The sequence below is a fragment of the Streptomyces fructofermentans genome (assembly GCF_014651055.1).
GTDB classification, from domain to species: Bacteria; Actinomycetota; Actinomycetes; order Streptomycetales; family Streptomycetaceae; genus Streptomyces; species Streptomyces fructofermentans.
Genome location: NZ_BMWD01000013.1, coordinates 78,974 through 94,955 on the forward strand (window position 1 = coordinate 78,974; position 15,982 = coordinate 94,955).

Below are 15,982 nucleotides of genomic sequence, written 5' to 3' on the forward strand. Positions count from 1 at the left end.
CCCCCGCCGCGGCCCCGAACCCGCGGCCCCGAACCTGTGTCCCCGGACCCGGCCCCCAGCCGCTGGCCCCGAACCCGTGTCCCGGACCCGATCCCATGGTGATGGGCCCGGCGATCGCGCCGGGCCCATCACCATGACCGGAAGGGCGGCCCGCCCCGCTTTCTCAGTCCCGCAGGGAGTGCTGGTGCTGGTGCTCGGGACCGTGCGCCTCGGCCTCGTCGTACGGGAGCCGCGAGTCCACGGGGGTCGCGGCCAGGCGGGCCGTGATGACCAGGGTGCCCTCCTCGATCTGGTAGTCGAGGGGGAGGTCGAGGCCGCGCATCGCGGCCACCATGCCGGTGTTGGAGGCCTGCGTCACGGCGTACACGCTGTCGCAGCCCGCCTCGACGGCCATCGCCACCAGCCGGCCGAGCAGTTCGGCGCCGATGCCGCGCCGCTGCCAGGAGTCCTCCACGAGCAGCGCGATCTCGGTCTCGTCGCCGTCCCACAGGAGGTGTCCGAGGCCGACGAGGCGTCCCGAGGCCGTCTGCACGGCGAGCGTGCGGCCGAAGCGGGGGCTGAGCAGGTGGTTGAGGTACTTGTCGGCGTCCAGCACGGGCCCGTGGTAGCGCATGTTCAACGTGCGCGACGAGCACCGCTCGTGCATCGCCTTCGCGGCGGCGACGTCACCGATGTCGGCGCGGCGCACGGTGATGTCGTTGCCCTGGGACAGCGTCAGTACGTCCTGGCTGTGCGGAACACGCGGACCGAGCCGGGCGTCCAGCTCGACCAGCGCCCGCGCCCTGGCGAACTCGGTGGGTGTGAACGGCAGATACGGCCGCTCCACCGTGATCACTCCGCCCTCGGGCGCCCGCAGCCGCATCACCGTGCCGTCGAGCACCCCCTCCACGGGCGCGCCCTCGTCCGCACGGCCGTCGCGGCCCGAACCGGCGGGCAGCGACCGGATGGTGCACCGGCCCAGCAACTGCCGCAGCGCCAGCGGAAGTTCGGCCGCGTCCAGGGCAGTGCGCGTCGCAAGGCCCAGTACGCGGGTGGGCGCGTCCACCAGGTCGTGCGTGTCGGCCCGCTCGATCCAGGTGCCGGTGCCGCCCGCCCCGGACACCGCGACGGTGACGTCGGAGGCGGCGACCCGGGCGGGAGCGCGCAGCAGGAACTCGTCCACCGTGCCCTCCGCCAGCGGGTGTGTCTGGAGGCTCAGGATGTCGACCCGCTGCCCGGCCAGCGCCGCGCACAGCGCCGCCAGTGATCCCGGCTCGTCCCGGACGGTGGTCCGCATCCGCCACAGCACCGTCGCGTCGGTGACGGACTCCGGTGCGTCCTGCCGCTCCTCGGACGCCCCGGCCTGCCGCGCGGTCGCGGTCGGCCGGGGGCCGGTATCACTCGTCGGCGGGGCGTGGCCGTGGCCGTGGCGGCGTGCCCACCAGGTGTGGAAGCCCGCCGTGGCGGCCAGCACGGTCGCCGGGATCATGAGCCGGGCGGCGCCGTCGGGCCCGTGCCCGATCAGGTCGGCCACACTGTCGGCGACCGCCACCGCGGTGAAGAGCGCGGCCAGTTGGAGGAGGTCCCGGCGCCGGTGGCGGACCGGCCGGCCGTTTTTCGCACGCGTCACATCAGACATGTCTGGAGTCATACAGTCACTGTGAAGGATTCGTGTTGCGTGATCACGAACGCTTTGTGACTGATCGGTTAAGTGTATATCTGCCCCGTTTGTTGTGTTTTGTAGTAAACCTTGGCGTGAAGTGAACGTCGGCCGCGCTGACCTGGTCGGCAGGCCCGCCGCACCGAATCCCTACGCCCCGTCGACTCCCCTAGGCCGCCTCGTCCCGGTCCAGAGTGGTCCGCAGGCGACGGGCCTGAGTCACGAGTCGGGACGTGCCCCGCCGGTCCACCGCCCGCGACAGATGGGGCAACTCGCCGCGTACCCCCGTCCGTTCGGCGCAGTCGGCGGCCACGGCCACCAGTTCCCCCAGCCCGTGGGGCGGCGCGGTGGCGCCGTCCGCGTCGAGGCGCTCGAACAGCGGGGGCAGCGCGGTCCTGACCACGGCCCAGACCGTGGCGTACGCGCCGGTCGCCGCCGCGGTCCGCACGGACTCGGCGAGCCGCAGGGGCTTGACCGCGCCGCATCGGACCAGTTCCCCGAGGTCCGCGCCGAGCCGGAAGGCGTCCAACTGCCCCCGGGCGGCCAGGACCAACAGTGCGTCGACCGCGCCGAGGCGGTCCTCGGGATGGCGGGCACCCAGGCCGTAGGCAAGCCCCAGGTGCACGGCCCCGCCCGCCTCGCCCTCCGCCTCGGCCATTCTCGGCAGCAGGGCGGCGTCGCCCCGTATGTCGTCCGTCGCGAGCGCGGAGAGGTCGTTCAGCAGCCTCCCCGCCACCAACTCGCGCTGCCCGGGCAGCACGGCCAGCCAGTACTGCTGGTCGGACTGCTCCCAGTAGTGGCTGCAGTACCTGCGCTGTGTGGAGACGTCGACGGGCAGGCCGAGCAGCCGGAACTCCGGCGGCAGCTCATCCGGGAACCATCCCGTGCCGGCCGACTCGTCGGCTCCGGCGGGTTCGAGCAGTACCCGGTTCCCCGAGACATGCCGTCTCACCGAGGGAAGGGAGGGACTTGCGGTCGCCAGCCAGCGGGCCAGCCGGTCCCCCTCCGGTGTGCCGAGGGCCGCGGCCCGTGCGGCGGCGGCGTCCGCGGCAGCCCGGTCGTCGCGCCGGACCCGCAGGAGCGCCTGAGCCAGATCCGCCTCGCCGGGCCGCGCGCCCAGCCGCCGGTACTCGTCGAGCCGGGAAACCAGTTCGTCCGGTTCCAGTACGCCCGACGCCCAGGTGGGCGTGGCCAGCAGGAGCGGCTGCGGTTCCGTCACCGCCCGGTGGGCCGCTTCCCAGAGCCGGGCGTTGAAGGCCCGGGCCGGCCCGCTGTGTGCACAGGACTCCGTCGTCGGCGGGTGCTGGACGGCCTTGCGCAGCGCCTCCACGCGCACCTGCCCGAACAGTGCGGCGAGTACGACCTCCAGTCCGTGGGGCGCGGCGCCGAAGTAGCCGTCCACCGCCGTGTACCGGCTGTCGATGTCGAACCACCAGCGCCGGGCGACCGCGGGCCGCAGGGCCTCGACGAGCGCCGCCCTGTCCCGGTACGAGTGCCGCACCAGGCCGTCCAGGGTGCGTTCGAACGCGGCCACGTCACCGCCGGACGCCAGCAGGGCCGCGACCTCCTCGGCAACTTCGGCCGCCGACTCGGGGGCGGTGGCCAGGCGTTGCGGCTCGGGAGCAGGCGGCAGCATCTCCCGGTAGGGCTCCGGGGCCGTCCCTGCCTCCTCCAGCCCGAGCGGTCCCTCGGCCCGCGCGCGCAGCCCCGCGCTCAGCAGGTCCGCCGAGGCGGCCACCTCGGCCCGCACCTCCGCGGTCACCGAGCCGATGTGCCGCTCGACCAGCTTCAGCGCGCGCTCCTGCACGTCCGTGTCCTCGTGGCCGAAGGCCCGGGCCACGGCGGGCAACAGCTCGGCCGCGCTGGACCGGTCGCGGCGCAGAGCCTTCCCGAGGAGGACGAGTTGGGACCGGACCAGTCTCCGCTCCGCGCGGAACAGCACAGCGTCCGACATCTCGGCGAGCTGCCGGGCTGTCAGGCCGCCGTCCAGTGCGAGGGACCCGAGCACCGACTGGGCGTGGGAGGCCACCGTGGACACGGCGTCGGAGGCGAGCGCCATCCAGGTCGCGACGTGCTCCAGTTCCTCGGCCCTGGTCGGTTCGAGGCCCTTCAGCAATCGCAGGAACACCCGGCAGTCGGCCGGGGGGCCGCCGCGCAGCAGTGCCGCCGCACAGGAGTCGAGCAGCTCCTGCCGGTCGAGGGTGCCCTCGCGGGTGAGCTGCGTGAGCGCGTCGACCCAGTCCTGAGCGCCGCTGCCGAACATCCAGTCCAGTCGGCCGCCGATCCCGGTGGTCCCGAAGGAGGCGGTGACCAGCTCCGCCGTGTGCGGGTCCTGGCGCAGCCGCTGGGCGACGGTGTCACCGCGGCGGCGTGTGCCGCAGATCCACTGGACCCAGCCGAAGACGTACGTCTCCGTCGTCGGCAAGGGGCAGCCCGACAGCCGGACCAGGCCGGACATCAGCTCGTAGGGCACCTGGGCGCTGTCCGGGCGCTCCGCCAGCCGGTGCGCCACATCGCCGAGCCAGGCCCGCTCCCGGTCGCCCAGCACATGGAGCAGCACCGCCGGGGACGCCTGGGCCCAGCGCATGTCGGCGCCGGTGAGCCAGTCCGCCGTGCCCGCCGCGCCGGTGTGGCACGCCGCCCCGGCCGCGTGGAGCGTCGGGTGCGCCCTGCGGGACGCGGAGTCCCAGCGGGCCGGCCGCAGCTCCTTGCGGAGCTCCTTCAACGCGGGCAGGCAGGCGCGCCGTTCGGCGTCCGTCATACCGTCGAGGAGTCCCACGACCTCGGCCGTCCGGCCCGCCCGCACTGCCTTGAGCAGCGCGTCGCCCAACGGCGGTGCGGACACCGCCGCCTCACTCGTCATCGTCGTCCCGCTCATCGCGCACCCCCGTCGACCAGTACCTTCGTCCGTCCCGCGACCGCTTCCCGCTTGGCCATCCGCACCGCCAGCGCGTGCTTGCACGGTCCCCGCCCTCCCCGGTACCTGGCCCACCACAGGCAGCTGCAGCTCAGCCTCCCCGCGTCGTCCCGCACCCGGTGGACGTGCCCGTCCTCCGCGGTCACCGTGCCGAGCGCCCCGTCCAGCGCCACGGAGTCCGCCGCGAGCAGGGCCCGGGCGGCCCGCAGACGCGGGTTGTGCCTCTCCACGCGGTCGGCGTCGTACGGCAGTTCGCGGTGGAAGTAGGCGGCCTCAGCCGTGTCGTAGCCCACGCGGCCCGAGGTGCCGAGGCGGACCAGCGCGGCGCGCACCCGGTCGGCGGGCAGCCCCGACGCGGCGGAGAGGTCCTCCACGTCGATCCGGGGTTCCCAGGCCAGGAGCACGGAGACCAGCTCCGCGTCCTCGGCCGCCGCGTCCGAGGACAGTGCGTCGAGGACGCCGCCCTCACCGGAGAACCCGCGTGAGGCCTCGGGCGAGAGGGTGAGCGTGAGCCGCATGCCGGGCAGCGCGACCTCCCAGGCGGACGCCGTCGCGGCGGCTCCCTCGACCCGGGGCCCGTACACCCGCAGGGCGGTCGCGCGGCGCAGCACCCGCTGGAGCGCGATCAGCCGCTCCGGGCCGGGCAGGCACACGGCTCCGGGCACCGGCCGGGTCGTGGGACGCAGACCGCCGCCCGCAGGGACCACCCACTGGGCGCCGCGCCCGCCGGAACGCGGCAGCGAGCGCAGGAAGCGCACGGCCTCGACCGCGGTCAGTTCGGCCCGCAGGTCGAAACCGGCCGATATCACCTGGGCCTCGGCGAAGCCGCGCAGCCACCGGTCGGGCAGCGGCACCCTCTTCTCCACGACCGGCCCGTCCAGCGTTGTCACGGCCATCTCGTCGGGGCCGACCCGAAGGTGCAGCGGATCGTCCGAGCCGATCCTCGACAGCGCTTCCCGCAAGGGGTTGTTGACGTCGACGTTCGTCGTGCCGTGGCCCACCTCGCCGCCGTCCAGCCCGGACTCCAGGACGTCGAGGCGGGCGTACACCCCGCCACAGCCGGAGAAGGACTCGAAGCGCAGCCGGTCGCCGTTGCCCGTCACCACGGGGTCCAGGGACGCCCGCAACTGCTGCTGGTGGTACCGGGCGACCGCCACGTCGGCGACCGCGAGGAGCCCCGCCGAGGCCACCTGGGGCGAGGTCAGGAAGCCCGTGAAGAAGCGCGGGTGGTCCTCGACACCGCGGGGCGTCGCGCCGCGCGAGGTCTCCAGCCCCAGGCGCCGTACGCCTGCTGAGGACTCCAGCGCGGAGGATCGGGTGTAGGCCACGGCCTGCAAGGATCGCGTCATGGAAAAACCGTAGGCGCGACCACTGACAATCGCTCCGACCTGCGAAAACGAGGATTCCGGCCGCGTGGATGCGCAGCCCGGGGGCGCGGTCCGGGCGGTGTGGCCGTGCTCGACTGACGGCCGGTCGACAGGATCGGCCTGCACGGCTCTGACGGCTCGTCAGCACCGTGCCGCTCAGTGCCGGGCGCCGCTCGGTGGCGGGTGCGCGACCGCACACGGGGCATGGGGGGTCGAGAACAGGGCGTCGAAGACGCGGCAGCGGTGCAACCCGGGAGCGGCACACCGGCGGTCCGGTGGAGGCCGATGCGCCGCGTACCGGAGGATGACACCGGTACGCGGCGGGGACTCCGGGCGCGGGGGACTGCTCGGCACGAAATCCGAGCTCCGAGGGTACGGGACTACTGCCCCACGCGCCCCGGCTGCAGCACCTTCGTGAACAGCACCGCACCGCCCGTCGCCCGCAGACGGACCGTCAACTCGCCGCTGTCACCGTCGATGTCCACCTCGCCGAAGTACTGCGGCGACTCCATCGGGGAGACGTTCGACCTGGTCGGCGCCTTGAGGAAGACGCGGTCCGGGCCGAAGGTGCCGTCGAGCGCGTTCGCCGGGAAGCCGCCCGCGGCGAGCGGTCCGGAGACGAACTCCCAGAAGGGCGCGAAGTCCTTGAACGCCGCCCGCGACGGGTCGTAGTGCTGCGCCGAGGTGTAGTGCACGTCCGCCGTGAGCCACACCGTGCCGGTGATCCGGCGGTGCTTGACGAAGCGCAGCAGCTCCGCGATCTGTAGCTCGCGGCCCAGCGGCGCGCCGGGGTCCCCCTGCGCGACGGCCTCGATGTCCGTCGCGCCGTCCCGCACGACCAGCCCGAGCGGCATGTCGGAGGCGATCACCTTCCACACCGCGCGCGAGCGCGCCAGTTCGCGTTTCAGCCAGGCCAACTGCTCCGGGCCCAGGATTCCGTCGGTGGCGTCGGGCTGCCGGCCGGGCGAGTTGGCGTCCCGGAACGTGCGCATGTCGAGTACGAAGACGTCCAGCAGCGGACCGTGGCGCACGACGCGGTGCACCCTGCCCCCGTCGCCGGTGGAGGGCAGGGTGGAGACCGGGACGTACTCGCTGAACGCCTTGAGCGCGCGGGCGGCGAGCGTGTCGACGTTCTTCTCCGTGTAGCGGGCGTCGGTCAGGATCTCGCCCGGGTACCAGTTGTTGACGACCTCGTGGTCGTCCCACTGGGTGATCGTCGGGACCTGGGCGTTGAAGCGGCGTACGTTCTCGTCGAGCAGCGGGTACCGGAAGGCGCCGCGGAACTCGGCGAGGGTCTCGGCGACCTTGGACTTCTCCTCGGTGGTCACGTTCCGCCAGACACGCCCGTCGGGCAGTGTCACGGTCGGGGAGAGCGGCCCGTCCGCGTAGATGGTGTCGCCGCTGCAGAGGAAGAAGTCCGGGTCCAGGCGGCGCATCTCCTCGTAGGCGAAGAGCCCGCCGAGGTCCGGGTTGATGCCCCAGCCCTGTCCCACGATGTCGGCCGACCAGAGGAAGCGGACGCCCTGGCGCCGCTTGCCGGGAGCGGTCCGGAAGGTGCCGGACACGGGCTCGCCGGAGCGACGGGGGTCGTCCGGGTCGGCCAACGTCACCCGGTAGTGGATCTGCTCGCCCGACGGCAGGCCGCGGACCGGAACCGTGCCGGTGAAGTCGGTGCCGGGGCCCAGCAGCGGACCGCGCCATCTGCGGGCGTTGCGGAACGACTCCGTCGCGGACGTCTCCACCACCATGCGGGCCGGCCGGTCGGAACGTACCCACACGAGGCCCGAGTGCGTGGTGACGTCCCCGGCCTGGACGCCCCACGGAGCCCGTGGTCGGCCGGTCAGGGCGAGTGCCGGCGCCACGCCGGCGGCGGAGGGCAGTGCGAGCGCCGCCGACGCGGCGAGCGAGCCGCGCAGCACGCCGCGGCGGTCCGGGAACGGGCTCGGGGGACGGTGTGACATGGATCGCCTCCTGGGACGGGTCGGACCAATGTGCACGGCCACAACTACTGGTGCGCCGCAGCGCACACGCAAACCACAAGTGAACAACTGACCGCGGCGGCAAGGGAACCGGCGCGCGGCACCGGCCTTGCGGCGCACCGGCCGGCCGGCCCCTGCCGGTCGCCCTGGGACCGAGCGGCCCCGGGACCGAGCGGCCCCGGGCCGAACGTGCCCGGGCGGGGGCCGGAGCGCTCCCCGACGAGGCGCCGACGGCGCCCGTGCCAGCCGACCCCGGACGACGTGCCGGCCGACCCCGGACGACGTGCCGGCCGACCCCGGACGGCGTGTCGACCGCCTCCGGACGGCGTGTCGACCGCCTCCGCAGTCAGCGCTTTCCGACCGCCTACGGGCCGCTCTCCACCCGCCCGCCTACCCCGTCACGACCGCCCCCGGACGCCGTCCCGACCGTCTCGATCCAGCCGCGTCGCCTCCGCCAACACCCGTACGCCCTCCCGGATGCGGGCGGGCGGGACGTGCGCGTAGCCCAGCACCAGGCGCACCGCGTCGTCGGGCGGCGGACTCCTCGTGTAGTCCGTGAGCACGCGCAGCGCGACGCCCGCCGCGGCCGCCCGCTCCAGGAAGCGGTGCGGCGGACCGTGGTGGCCGGGCAGTTCGGCGATCGCGTGCAGTCCGGCGGCGACACCCGTGACCTCGCTGCCGGGGAAGTGCTCGGTCAGGGCCGCGACCAGCGTGTCGCGCCGCTCCCGGTACGCCCGCTGGCAGCGGCGCAGTTGGCGGTCGTAGTCGCCGCGTTCCACGAACCGTGCCAGCAGCGCCTGGTCGACCACGGGATTGCCGAGGTCCATCGTGCGCTTGCGCTCGACGACCTCCTCCGTGAGCGAGGCGGGCGCCAGCAGCCAGCCCAGCCGCAGTCCGGGGGCCAGGGACTTGCTGACGGACCCCGTGTACGCGACGTGTTCCGGATCGAGCCCCTGGAGGGCGCCCACCGGTGCCCGGTCGTAGCGGAAGTCCCCGTCGTAGTCGTCCTCGACCACGAGTCCGTCCACGGAACGGGCCCAGTCCAGGAGTTCGGTGCGGCGCCGCGCGGAGTAGGCGATGCCGGTGGGGAACTGGTGGGCCGGAGTCGTCACCACGGCCCGCACACCCGAAGCCCTGAGCCGTCCGACGGCCAGCCCCTCGTCGTCCAGCGGGAGCGGGACCGCGTCCAGGCCCGCGGCCGTGTACAGGGCTCCGTGCTCGGGGCTCCCCGGGTCCTCCACCCCCACGGCACGCACCCCGCGCGCGTGGAGCACGAATCCGAGCAGCGTGGTCGCCTGGGCCACCCCGGAGACCACCACGATCCGCTCCGGGTCCGCGACCACGCCGCGCCGCCTGGCCAGCAGCTCCGCGAGGGCCGTACGCAGCCGGGGCAGGCCCCTCGGGTCCGGGTAGCCGAGCATGTGGTGCGGCAGCTCGGCGAGCACCCCGCGCTGCGCCGCCGACCACGCGGCCCGCGGGAACAGCGCCAGGTCCGGCGTACCGGGCACGAAGTCGGCGCGGGCACCGGGGGAGCGGGGCGCGAGGTCGCGCACCGGGGGGCGGGCGGCCCGTACGGCCTCGCCCACCCAGGTCCCGGCACCCCGCCCGCTGCGCAGATAGCCCTCCGCCGTGAGCTGTTCGTACGCCTCCGTGACCAGTCCGCGGGACACCCCCAGATCGGCGGCGAGTTCACGGCTGGGCGGCAGCCGGGTGCCGGGCGCGAGCAGCCCCGAGCGGACCGCGTCGCGCAGGGCCGCCCGGAGGGAACGGCCACGCGCGCGTGCGGGCGCCGCGACGGCCGGCAGGAGCAGCTCCCAGGCGGCGGCCCGCGACGCCTGTCCCGGCACACCCGGATTGGTCCCCGATGACGTCATGGAAGTGGACCTTAAACCGGACCGCCGTGGTCCATAGCGTCACGTCCATGAACACCACCACGCGCGGCATGCTGCTGTCCGCCCTCGCCTGCGTCCTCGTCGGAGGCTCCTTCACGGCGAACAGCGTGCTGGGCCACTACCCGTACGCGGGCGGCCAGTTCCTGCGCTACGCCCTGGCCTGCGTCCTGCTGCTGCCCCTGGTCGGCCGCGGTGGCGCCGCCCCGCTGCGCACGCTGGGGCGGGGTCAGTGGGTGCGCCTCTCGCTGCTCGCCGCCGTCGGCATGGTCGGCTTCAACCTCGCGGTGATCGCCGCCGAACACTCCGCCGAACCGGCCGTGCCCGGAGTCTTCGTCGGCTGCGCGCCGGTGGTCGTCGCCGTGCTCGTCCCGCTGCTGGAGGGCCGCCGGCCGCGGCGGGCCGTGCTCAACGGCGCGCTGCTCGTGGCCGCCGGGGCGTTCGTGGTCCAGGGATGGGGCCGTACGGACGGCACCGGAATCGCCTTCTCCCTGTGCGCGGCGGCCGGCGAGGTCGGCTTCGCGGTGCTCGCCGTGCCCGTGCTGCGACCGCTCGGTCCGCGACTGCTGTCCGCGACGGTCTGCGGGCTCGCCGCGGCCGAGTCGGCGGTGGCGGGCCTGCTGCTCGACGGCCGGTCCTGGCTGCGGACGCCCGACCCCACCGAGGCCGCCGCGCTGCTGTGGCAGGCGGCGGTCGTCACGGTGATCGGCTTCGTCTGCTGGTACATGGGCGTGCAGCGCATCGGCGCGGAGCGCGCGACACTCTTCTCCGGCCTCATCCCGGTCGCCGCGGCCTGCACGGCCCCGCTCGTGGGAACGGGGTCGTACGGCGCGGCGCAGGTCGCGGGCAGTGTCCTGGTGGGTGGCGGAGTGGCCCTCGGATCGAGGGCGTCGGCGCGGCGCGCGGGACGCTCAGCGGCTGCCGTCGAGGATCACCCGTGCGACCAGCGCCGGATCGTCGTTCATCGGGACGTGCCCGCAACCCGGCAGCCGCACCAGCCGAGCCCGGGGGATGACGTACTTGGCCCGGACGCCCTGCCGACGCAGCAGCAACCGGTCGCGGGCGCCCCAGGCGATGGTGACGGGCAGCCCCTGGACGTCGTCCGTGAACCGCACCGAGCCGCCGGCCCTGAGGGTCGAGACGAACCCCTGGGCGTTGGCGAGCGCGAGGGTCTCGGCGACGACCGCCTCGGGTGAACGGCGGGCCGGGCGCGCGTAGATGCTGCTGGTCAGAACGGCACGTCCGGCCGCCGACCGGGACAGCCGCTCGACCACCGGCACCGGCATCATCCGAGCAGCCCGCCGCATCGCCAGCAGCATCCCGAAGGCGTACCGGCGCTCGGCAGGCGTCCAGAAGCCGGCCGGCGACAGTGCGGTGACGGACCGTACGAGCTTCTCGCGGCCCAGTTCGAGGGCGAGCAGTCCGCCGAGGGAGTTGCCCGCCACGTGCGGCCGTTCGACGTCCAGGGCCGTGCACAGCGCGCCCAGGGCGGCGGTGATCGTCGGCAGGTCGTGGGCGAGGCCGTCGGGGAGCGCGGGCGACTCGCCGAAACCGGGCAGGTCCACCGCGATCACCTCGCGTTCCGCCGCCAGCAGGCCGACGACCGGGTCCCACGCCTGCCGGTGATGGCCTATCCCGTGCAGCAGCAGAAGCGGTTCGCCGCTGCCCACGCGCGTGTACGCGACGTCGACGGTGCGCGGGCCGTGCGGGGAGGTGACGCTGAGGGAGACCGTCGCGGCCATGGAACTGCTCCTCGTCTGGTTGCGGCTGACTCATAGACAGCTTGTCAGCAATTACTACTCGCCGGTAGCCCCTGGCCGGGCCAACCTCGGAGGGCCGCGCGGCCCGTCCTGACCGCGTGCGTCCCGGGCCCGATACCTCCTGGACACGGACCCTCCCGCCGGGTTGGGATGGTGTCGTGTCTACCGAAACCGTGACCGAGGTCTTCGTCGAGCACCGGCCCGTACTGATGGGCGTCGCCTACCGCATGCTCGGCCGGGTGGCCGACGCGGAGGACGTGGTCCAGGAGGCGTGGCTGCGGTGGTCCGGGGCGGACCGTTCCGACATCCGCTCCCCGCGCGCCTATCTGGTGCGCGTCACGACGAGACTCGCCATCGACCGGCTGGACCGCATCCGCTCCCGCAACGAGGCGTACGTGGGCCCGTGGCTGCCCGAGCCCTGCGCCACCGACCTGGCCGGCACGGTCCCGGACGTCGCGGAGCGCGTGGTGCTCGCCGACTCCGTCTCGATGGCCGTGCTCGTCGTCCTGGAGTCCCTGTCGCCCCTGGAACGCGCGGTGTTCGTGCTCAGGGAGGCATTCGGGCATCCGTACGCGGACATCGCCGCCACCCTGGACCGGACCGAGTCCGGGGTGCGCCAGCTCGCCGCGCGGGCCCGCCGCCACGTCGCCGAGAAGCGGCCGCGGTACGAGGTCGACCCGGCCCAACAGCGCGACCTCACCGAGCGGTTCATCGCCGCGGCCGTCGAGGGCGACCTGGAGGGGCTGATGTCCCTGCTGGCCCCGGACGCCCGCCTGGTGGGCGACAGCGGGGGCCGCGCGCAGGCGCCGCTGCGGGCCGTCGAATCGGCCGACAAGGTCGCGCGGTTCCTCCTCGCGGTCGCCGGGAAGGGCCTCTCGGACATGTCGTTGCGCTTCATGGAGATCAACGGCGGGCCCGCCCTGCTGGTGCTCTCCGGCGGCAGGCCCGACAGCGTCTTCCAGTTGGACGTGGCCGAGGGCCGCGTCCAGTGCGTCTACATCGTCCGCAACCCCGACAAGCTGGTCTCCCTCGCGGCCGACCGATAGGCCCGCCCGGGTGGCGCGGCCCCGAAGTCCTGGCGGCCCAGCGCCACTTCCGGGCCGCCGCCGGCTCCCTTCCGGCTCCCTCCCCGCGCCCGTACGGCCACTGCGCCCGAACGCCGGGCCGCCGGGCCGCCGGGCGGCCCGTCCCGGCGGTTGTACGGCGCGCCTTGGCGGCCTTGCGCCCCATGACGCGCCCATGACGCCCACGCCCCATGACGCCCGCGCCCCATGACGCCCGCGCCCCACGACGCCCGCGCCCCGGTCCGGGGTGCGAGGGGCGGGCCGGCGGCCCGTGCTCCCCGTCCGGCGTACGGGGGTGACCCCGACGACGGCATCCCGCCGGCATCGGTCCGGACCGATGCCGTGCCCGCAGGCGTCCGGAGCGGACCGTAAGCGGAATTCGAGCCCCCGCCCGTAGGCGGGGGTTTCGCCGTCATGTCGCGTGCGCGGCCCGCCGCGAACGTCGCGTGAACGCTCTGCGGCGGCGCGCCCGCGGGCGCCGCAACGGATCGAGGATTGGTCTTGACCAAGGGTGAGGGCGGCCCTATGGTCGCAGGGTTAGTGCAGGAACCTTTAATAAACAAGGGCGTTAAAAGCCGCCGGGTCACGGCGATTGCGGAGGACAGGGTGGGGACCACGCAGTTGGATTCGGTGCCGGAGCCCAAGTACTGGCATCTCAGGACCGTGCTCAGCGAAGCACTCGACTCCGAGTTCTCGGTGGGCGAGATCCTGCCGAACGAGCGCGATCTCGCGGCCCGGTTCGGCGTCGCGCGGGCCACGCTCCGCCAGGCCCTGGAACAGCTCGAACTCGAAGGCCGGCTCCAGCGGCGCCGCGGCGTCGGCACGACCGTCGCGCCCCCGCGCATGGGCGTGGCCGTCGGCGCGGAGCAGCACACCTGGCCCGGTACGGCCGGGGACGCCTGGCAGCCCGTCGACTGCGCCACGGCGGTCCCGCCGACCGCTGTGGCCCAGGCGCTGGAGACCGGGGCCGACGAGCCGGTCCACATCGTGCGCCGCTCCCGCGTGACCCACGGCCAGCCGGTCGCCGCCGAACTGCTCTACATCCCCGCCTCGTCCGTACCGGACCTGTCGGGCATCGACGCGCCCTCGGGAGCCGCACGCGCGCGTGCCGTGGTCCGTGAACTCCAGCGCCTCGACCTGGAGGGCCAGGACGGCGCCGTGGAACTGGGATCGGCCCGCGCGGACGACGCCAAGGAACTCGACCGGCTCCCGGGCGCTCCCGTGCTCGTCGTCACGACCCGGTTCTTCGCCGAGGGCCGCACGGCGGCCGTCTCCGTGGCCACCTACCGGGCCGACACCTGCCGGCTGACCTTCGGGGACTCCGGCGGCGTGGAGATCCACCACGACCAGGAACGCCGGGCCTCCTGAACGGCCCGCACCGAACGCCCCGAACGCGCCGTGCCCCGGACCCCCGGGGACGCGGCGCGTTCTGGCGTGCAGCCGTCAGCGGCGTGCCGTGACCGTGCCCTCCACGGCGAAGAGCTGCTCCTCCACATGGTCCAAGGCCAGCCGCAGCGCGCCCGTCGCCACCGCCGCCTCGCCCAGCAGCGACAGGGCCACCCGGGGCGGCCGCAGGCAGTAGCGCGCCAACTCCCTGCGCAGCGGCTCCAGTACGCCGTCGATGCCGGCGGCCCAGCCGCCGATCACGACGAGTTCGGGGTCCAGGGCCAGGACCAGCGCGGCCACGTCGTGCACGAGCCGCTGGATGAAGCGGTCGACGGCGGCCAGGGCCCGTTCGTCGCCCGCGCGCGCGTGGGTGAAGACCTTCGCCACCGCCTGCTCGTCGAGCGGGTGCAGCGGTTCGTCGGTGGTGGACAGCAGGGTCTCGGGCGTCGCGCCGCGACCGAGCAGGTGCAGCGCGCCGATCTCGCCGGCCGCGCCTCCGTAGCCCCGGTGCAGGCGTCCGCCGATCAGGGAGCCGGCCCCCGGGCTCAGCCCGGCCATCACGAACACCATGTCGTCGGTCTCGGTCGCCGCGCCCTTCCAGTGCTCCGCGACCGCCGCCGCGTTGGCGTCGTTCTCCACGAGCACCGGGCACTTGAAGGAGCGCCGCAGCCGTTCGCCCAGCGGCAGGCCCGTCCACTCGGGCAGCGCGGTGCCGAGCCGAACCGTGCCGTCCGCCTCGACGATCCCGGGCGTGCCCACACCCACGGCACGCAGCGAACCGCGCGAGACGCCGCCCCGGCGCAGCAGTTCGGCGACGGCCGTGCGCAGCCGGTCCAGCCGCTCGTCGGCCGAGGCCGTCTCGCAGACGTCCTTGGCGAGCGTGCCGAGCACCCGGCCGTCGAGATCCGCGAGCAGCACGGCCACCCGGTGCGGTCCGATCTCCAGGCCCAGCAGGTGGCCCGCCTCCGCGCGGAACCGGAACCGGCGCGCGGGACGCCCCTGACGGCGTGCGGCGCCCTCCTCGGCGGCCGTCTCGACGACGAGCCCGCCCTCGATGAGCCCTTCGACCACGCCCTCGACGGTCGGCCGGGACAGTCCGGTCACCCGGGTGATCTCGGTGAGTGTCGCGAAGTCCGTGGCCCGCAGCGCGTGCAGCACCACCGCGGAGTTGATCCTCCGCAGCAGGGAGGGATCCCCGCCGGTCAACTGCCCCAACGTCCGTCCTCCCAGCTCGTGCGCGTGTCGGTTGGCCGGATCGTACTCGGCGCGGCGGGCCCCGGCGAGTGCGGGGACCACCTCGTCGTCCGCGGAGCCCCGTCAGCCGGGTGCCACGAACCCCGACTCGTAGGCCGTGATCACCGCCTGTGTGCGGTCGCGCGCCCCCAACTTGGCGAGTACGGCGCTGACGTGCGACTTCACCGTCTCGGTCCCCACGAGCAGCCGTGCGGCGATCTCCGCGTTCGACAGGCCGCGGGTCATCAGCCGCAGCACCTCCGCCTCGCGCTCCGTCAGGGCCGCCCGGTCCATGACCGACCGGGCCTCACGATTGCCCCGGTCCTCCCCGTACGCGGCCGCCAACTGCCGCACCGAAGCGGGGAACAGCAGCGACTCGCCCTCGGCGACCAGCCGCACGGCGTTCACGATCTCGGCCGGCCGGGCACGCTTCAGCAGAAACCCGTCGGCACCCGCACGCAGCGCCTCGTACACGTACTCGTCGTTCTCGAACGTCGTCACGACGACGATCTTCGGCGGCCGGTCCACGCTCCGCAGGACCGCGCGCGTCGCCTCTATACCGTCCATCAGCGGCATACGGACGTCCATCGCGACCACGTCGGGCCGCAGCCGGCGGACCAGGGGGATCACCGCGGCGCCGTCGGCGGCCTCCCCGACCACCTCGATGTCGGGCTGGGCGTCCAGCACGGCACGCAGGCCGGCGCGGACGAGTGGCTCGTCGTCGACGAGCAGAACGGTGACCGGCACC

General features: G+C 74.4%; 10 protein-coding genes and 1 pseudogene. 3 read left to right on the top strand and 8 right to left on the bottom strand.

Features of this window, described 5'->3' with window-relative positions:
- Positions 1-163: 163 nt before the first annotated feature.
- The 5 genes from IE265_RS19325 to pdxR all read right to left on the bottom strand — a co-directional run bounded on the left by IE265_RS19325 (position 164) and on the right by pdxR (position 9,776).
- A complete protein-coding gene (locus tag IE265_RS19325) occupies positions 164-1,618 on the bottom strand; it encodes a GNAT family N-acetyltransferase (protein WP_190036870.1) in 1,455 nt (484 codons plus the stop codon).
- A gap of 190 nt (positions 1,619-1,808) precedes the next feature.
- Complete coding sequence (locus IE265_RS19330; RefSeq protein WP_229916292.1) at positions 1,809-4,517, bottom strand: DUF7824 domain-containing protein; 2,709 nt, start codon at positions 4,515-4,517, stop codon at positions 1,809-1,811.
- Positions 4,514-5,905, bottom strand: coding sequence for an SWIM zinc finger family protein (locus tag IE265_RS19335; protein ID WP_190036871.1), 1,392 nt, complete (start codon positions 5,903-5,905; stop codon positions 4,514-4,516). Before IE265_RS19335 ends, IE265_RS19330 begins: the two co-directional genes overlap by 4 nt.
- A gap of 398 nt (positions 5,906-6,303) precedes the next feature.
- On the bottom strand, positions 6,304-7,884 hold the full coding sequence (locus tag IE265_RS19340; RefSeq protein ID WP_190036872.1) for an alkaline phosphatase D family protein: 1,581 nt from the start codon (positions 7,882-7,884) through the stop codon (positions 6,304-6,306).
- Between the two features lie 416 nt (positions 7,885-8,300).
- Entirely contained in the window at positions 8,301-9,776 is a 1,476-nt protein-coding gene (gene pdxR / locus IE265_RS19345; protein WP_190036873.1) for a MocR-like pyridoxine biosynthesis transcription factor PdxR, read from the bottom strand.
- A 68-nt stretch (positions 9,777-9,844) separates the two neighbouring features.
- On the opposite strand from pdxR, the pseudogene IE265_RS19350 reads away from it, so the two are divergent.
- A pseudogene (locus tag IE265_RS19350) lies at positions 9,845-10,609 on the top strand (DMT family transporter); the annotation flags it as partial.
- Positions 10,610-10,702: 93 nt separating this feature from the next.
- On the opposite strand, the gene IE265_RS19355 reads toward IE265_RS19350, so the two are convergent.
- Positions 10,703-11,533 (bottom strand): alpha/beta fold hydrolase, encoded by an 831-nt coding sequence (locus tag IE265_RS19355; RefSeq protein WP_190036874.1) that lies wholly within the window; start codon positions 11,531-11,533, stop codon positions 10,703-10,705.
- Positions 11,534-11,709: 176 nt separating this feature from the next.
- Here IE265_RS19355 and IE265_RS19360 point away from each other — a divergent pair, with 176 nt between their 5' ends.
- Together IE265_RS19360 and IE265_RS19365 are read left to right on the top strand one after the other, a co-directional pair.
- Entirely contained in the window at positions 11,710-12,597 is an 888-nt protein-coding gene (locus IE265_RS19360) for an RNA polymerase sigma-70 factor (RefSeq protein ID WP_190036875.1), read from the top strand.
- 624 nt (positions 12,598-13,221) lie between these two features.
- Entirely contained in the window at positions 13,222-13,983 is a 762-nt protein-coding gene (locus IE265_RS19365) for a GntR family transcriptional regulator (protein WP_190036987.1), read from the top strand.
- Between the two features lie 75 nt (positions 13,984-14,058).
- Here IE265_RS19365 and IE265_RS19370 read toward each other — a convergent pair whose 3' ends face one another.
- Both IE265_RS19370 and IE265_RS19375 read right to left on the bottom strand, forming a co-directional pair.
- Positions 14,059-15,216 (bottom strand): ROK family transcriptional regulator, encoded by a 1,158-nt coding sequence (locus IE265_RS19370; protein ID WP_190036876.1) that lies wholly within the window; start codon positions 15,214-15,216, stop codon positions 14,059-14,061.
- 102 nt (positions 15,217-15,318) lie between these two features.
- Positions 15,319-15,981: a response regulator gene (locus tag IE265_RS19375; RefSeq protein WP_190036877.1), complete on the bottom strand. Its 663-nt coding sequence runs from the start codon at positions 15,979-15,981 to the stop codon at positions 15,319-15,321.
- Between the last annotated feature and the right edge of the window lies 1 nt (position 15,982).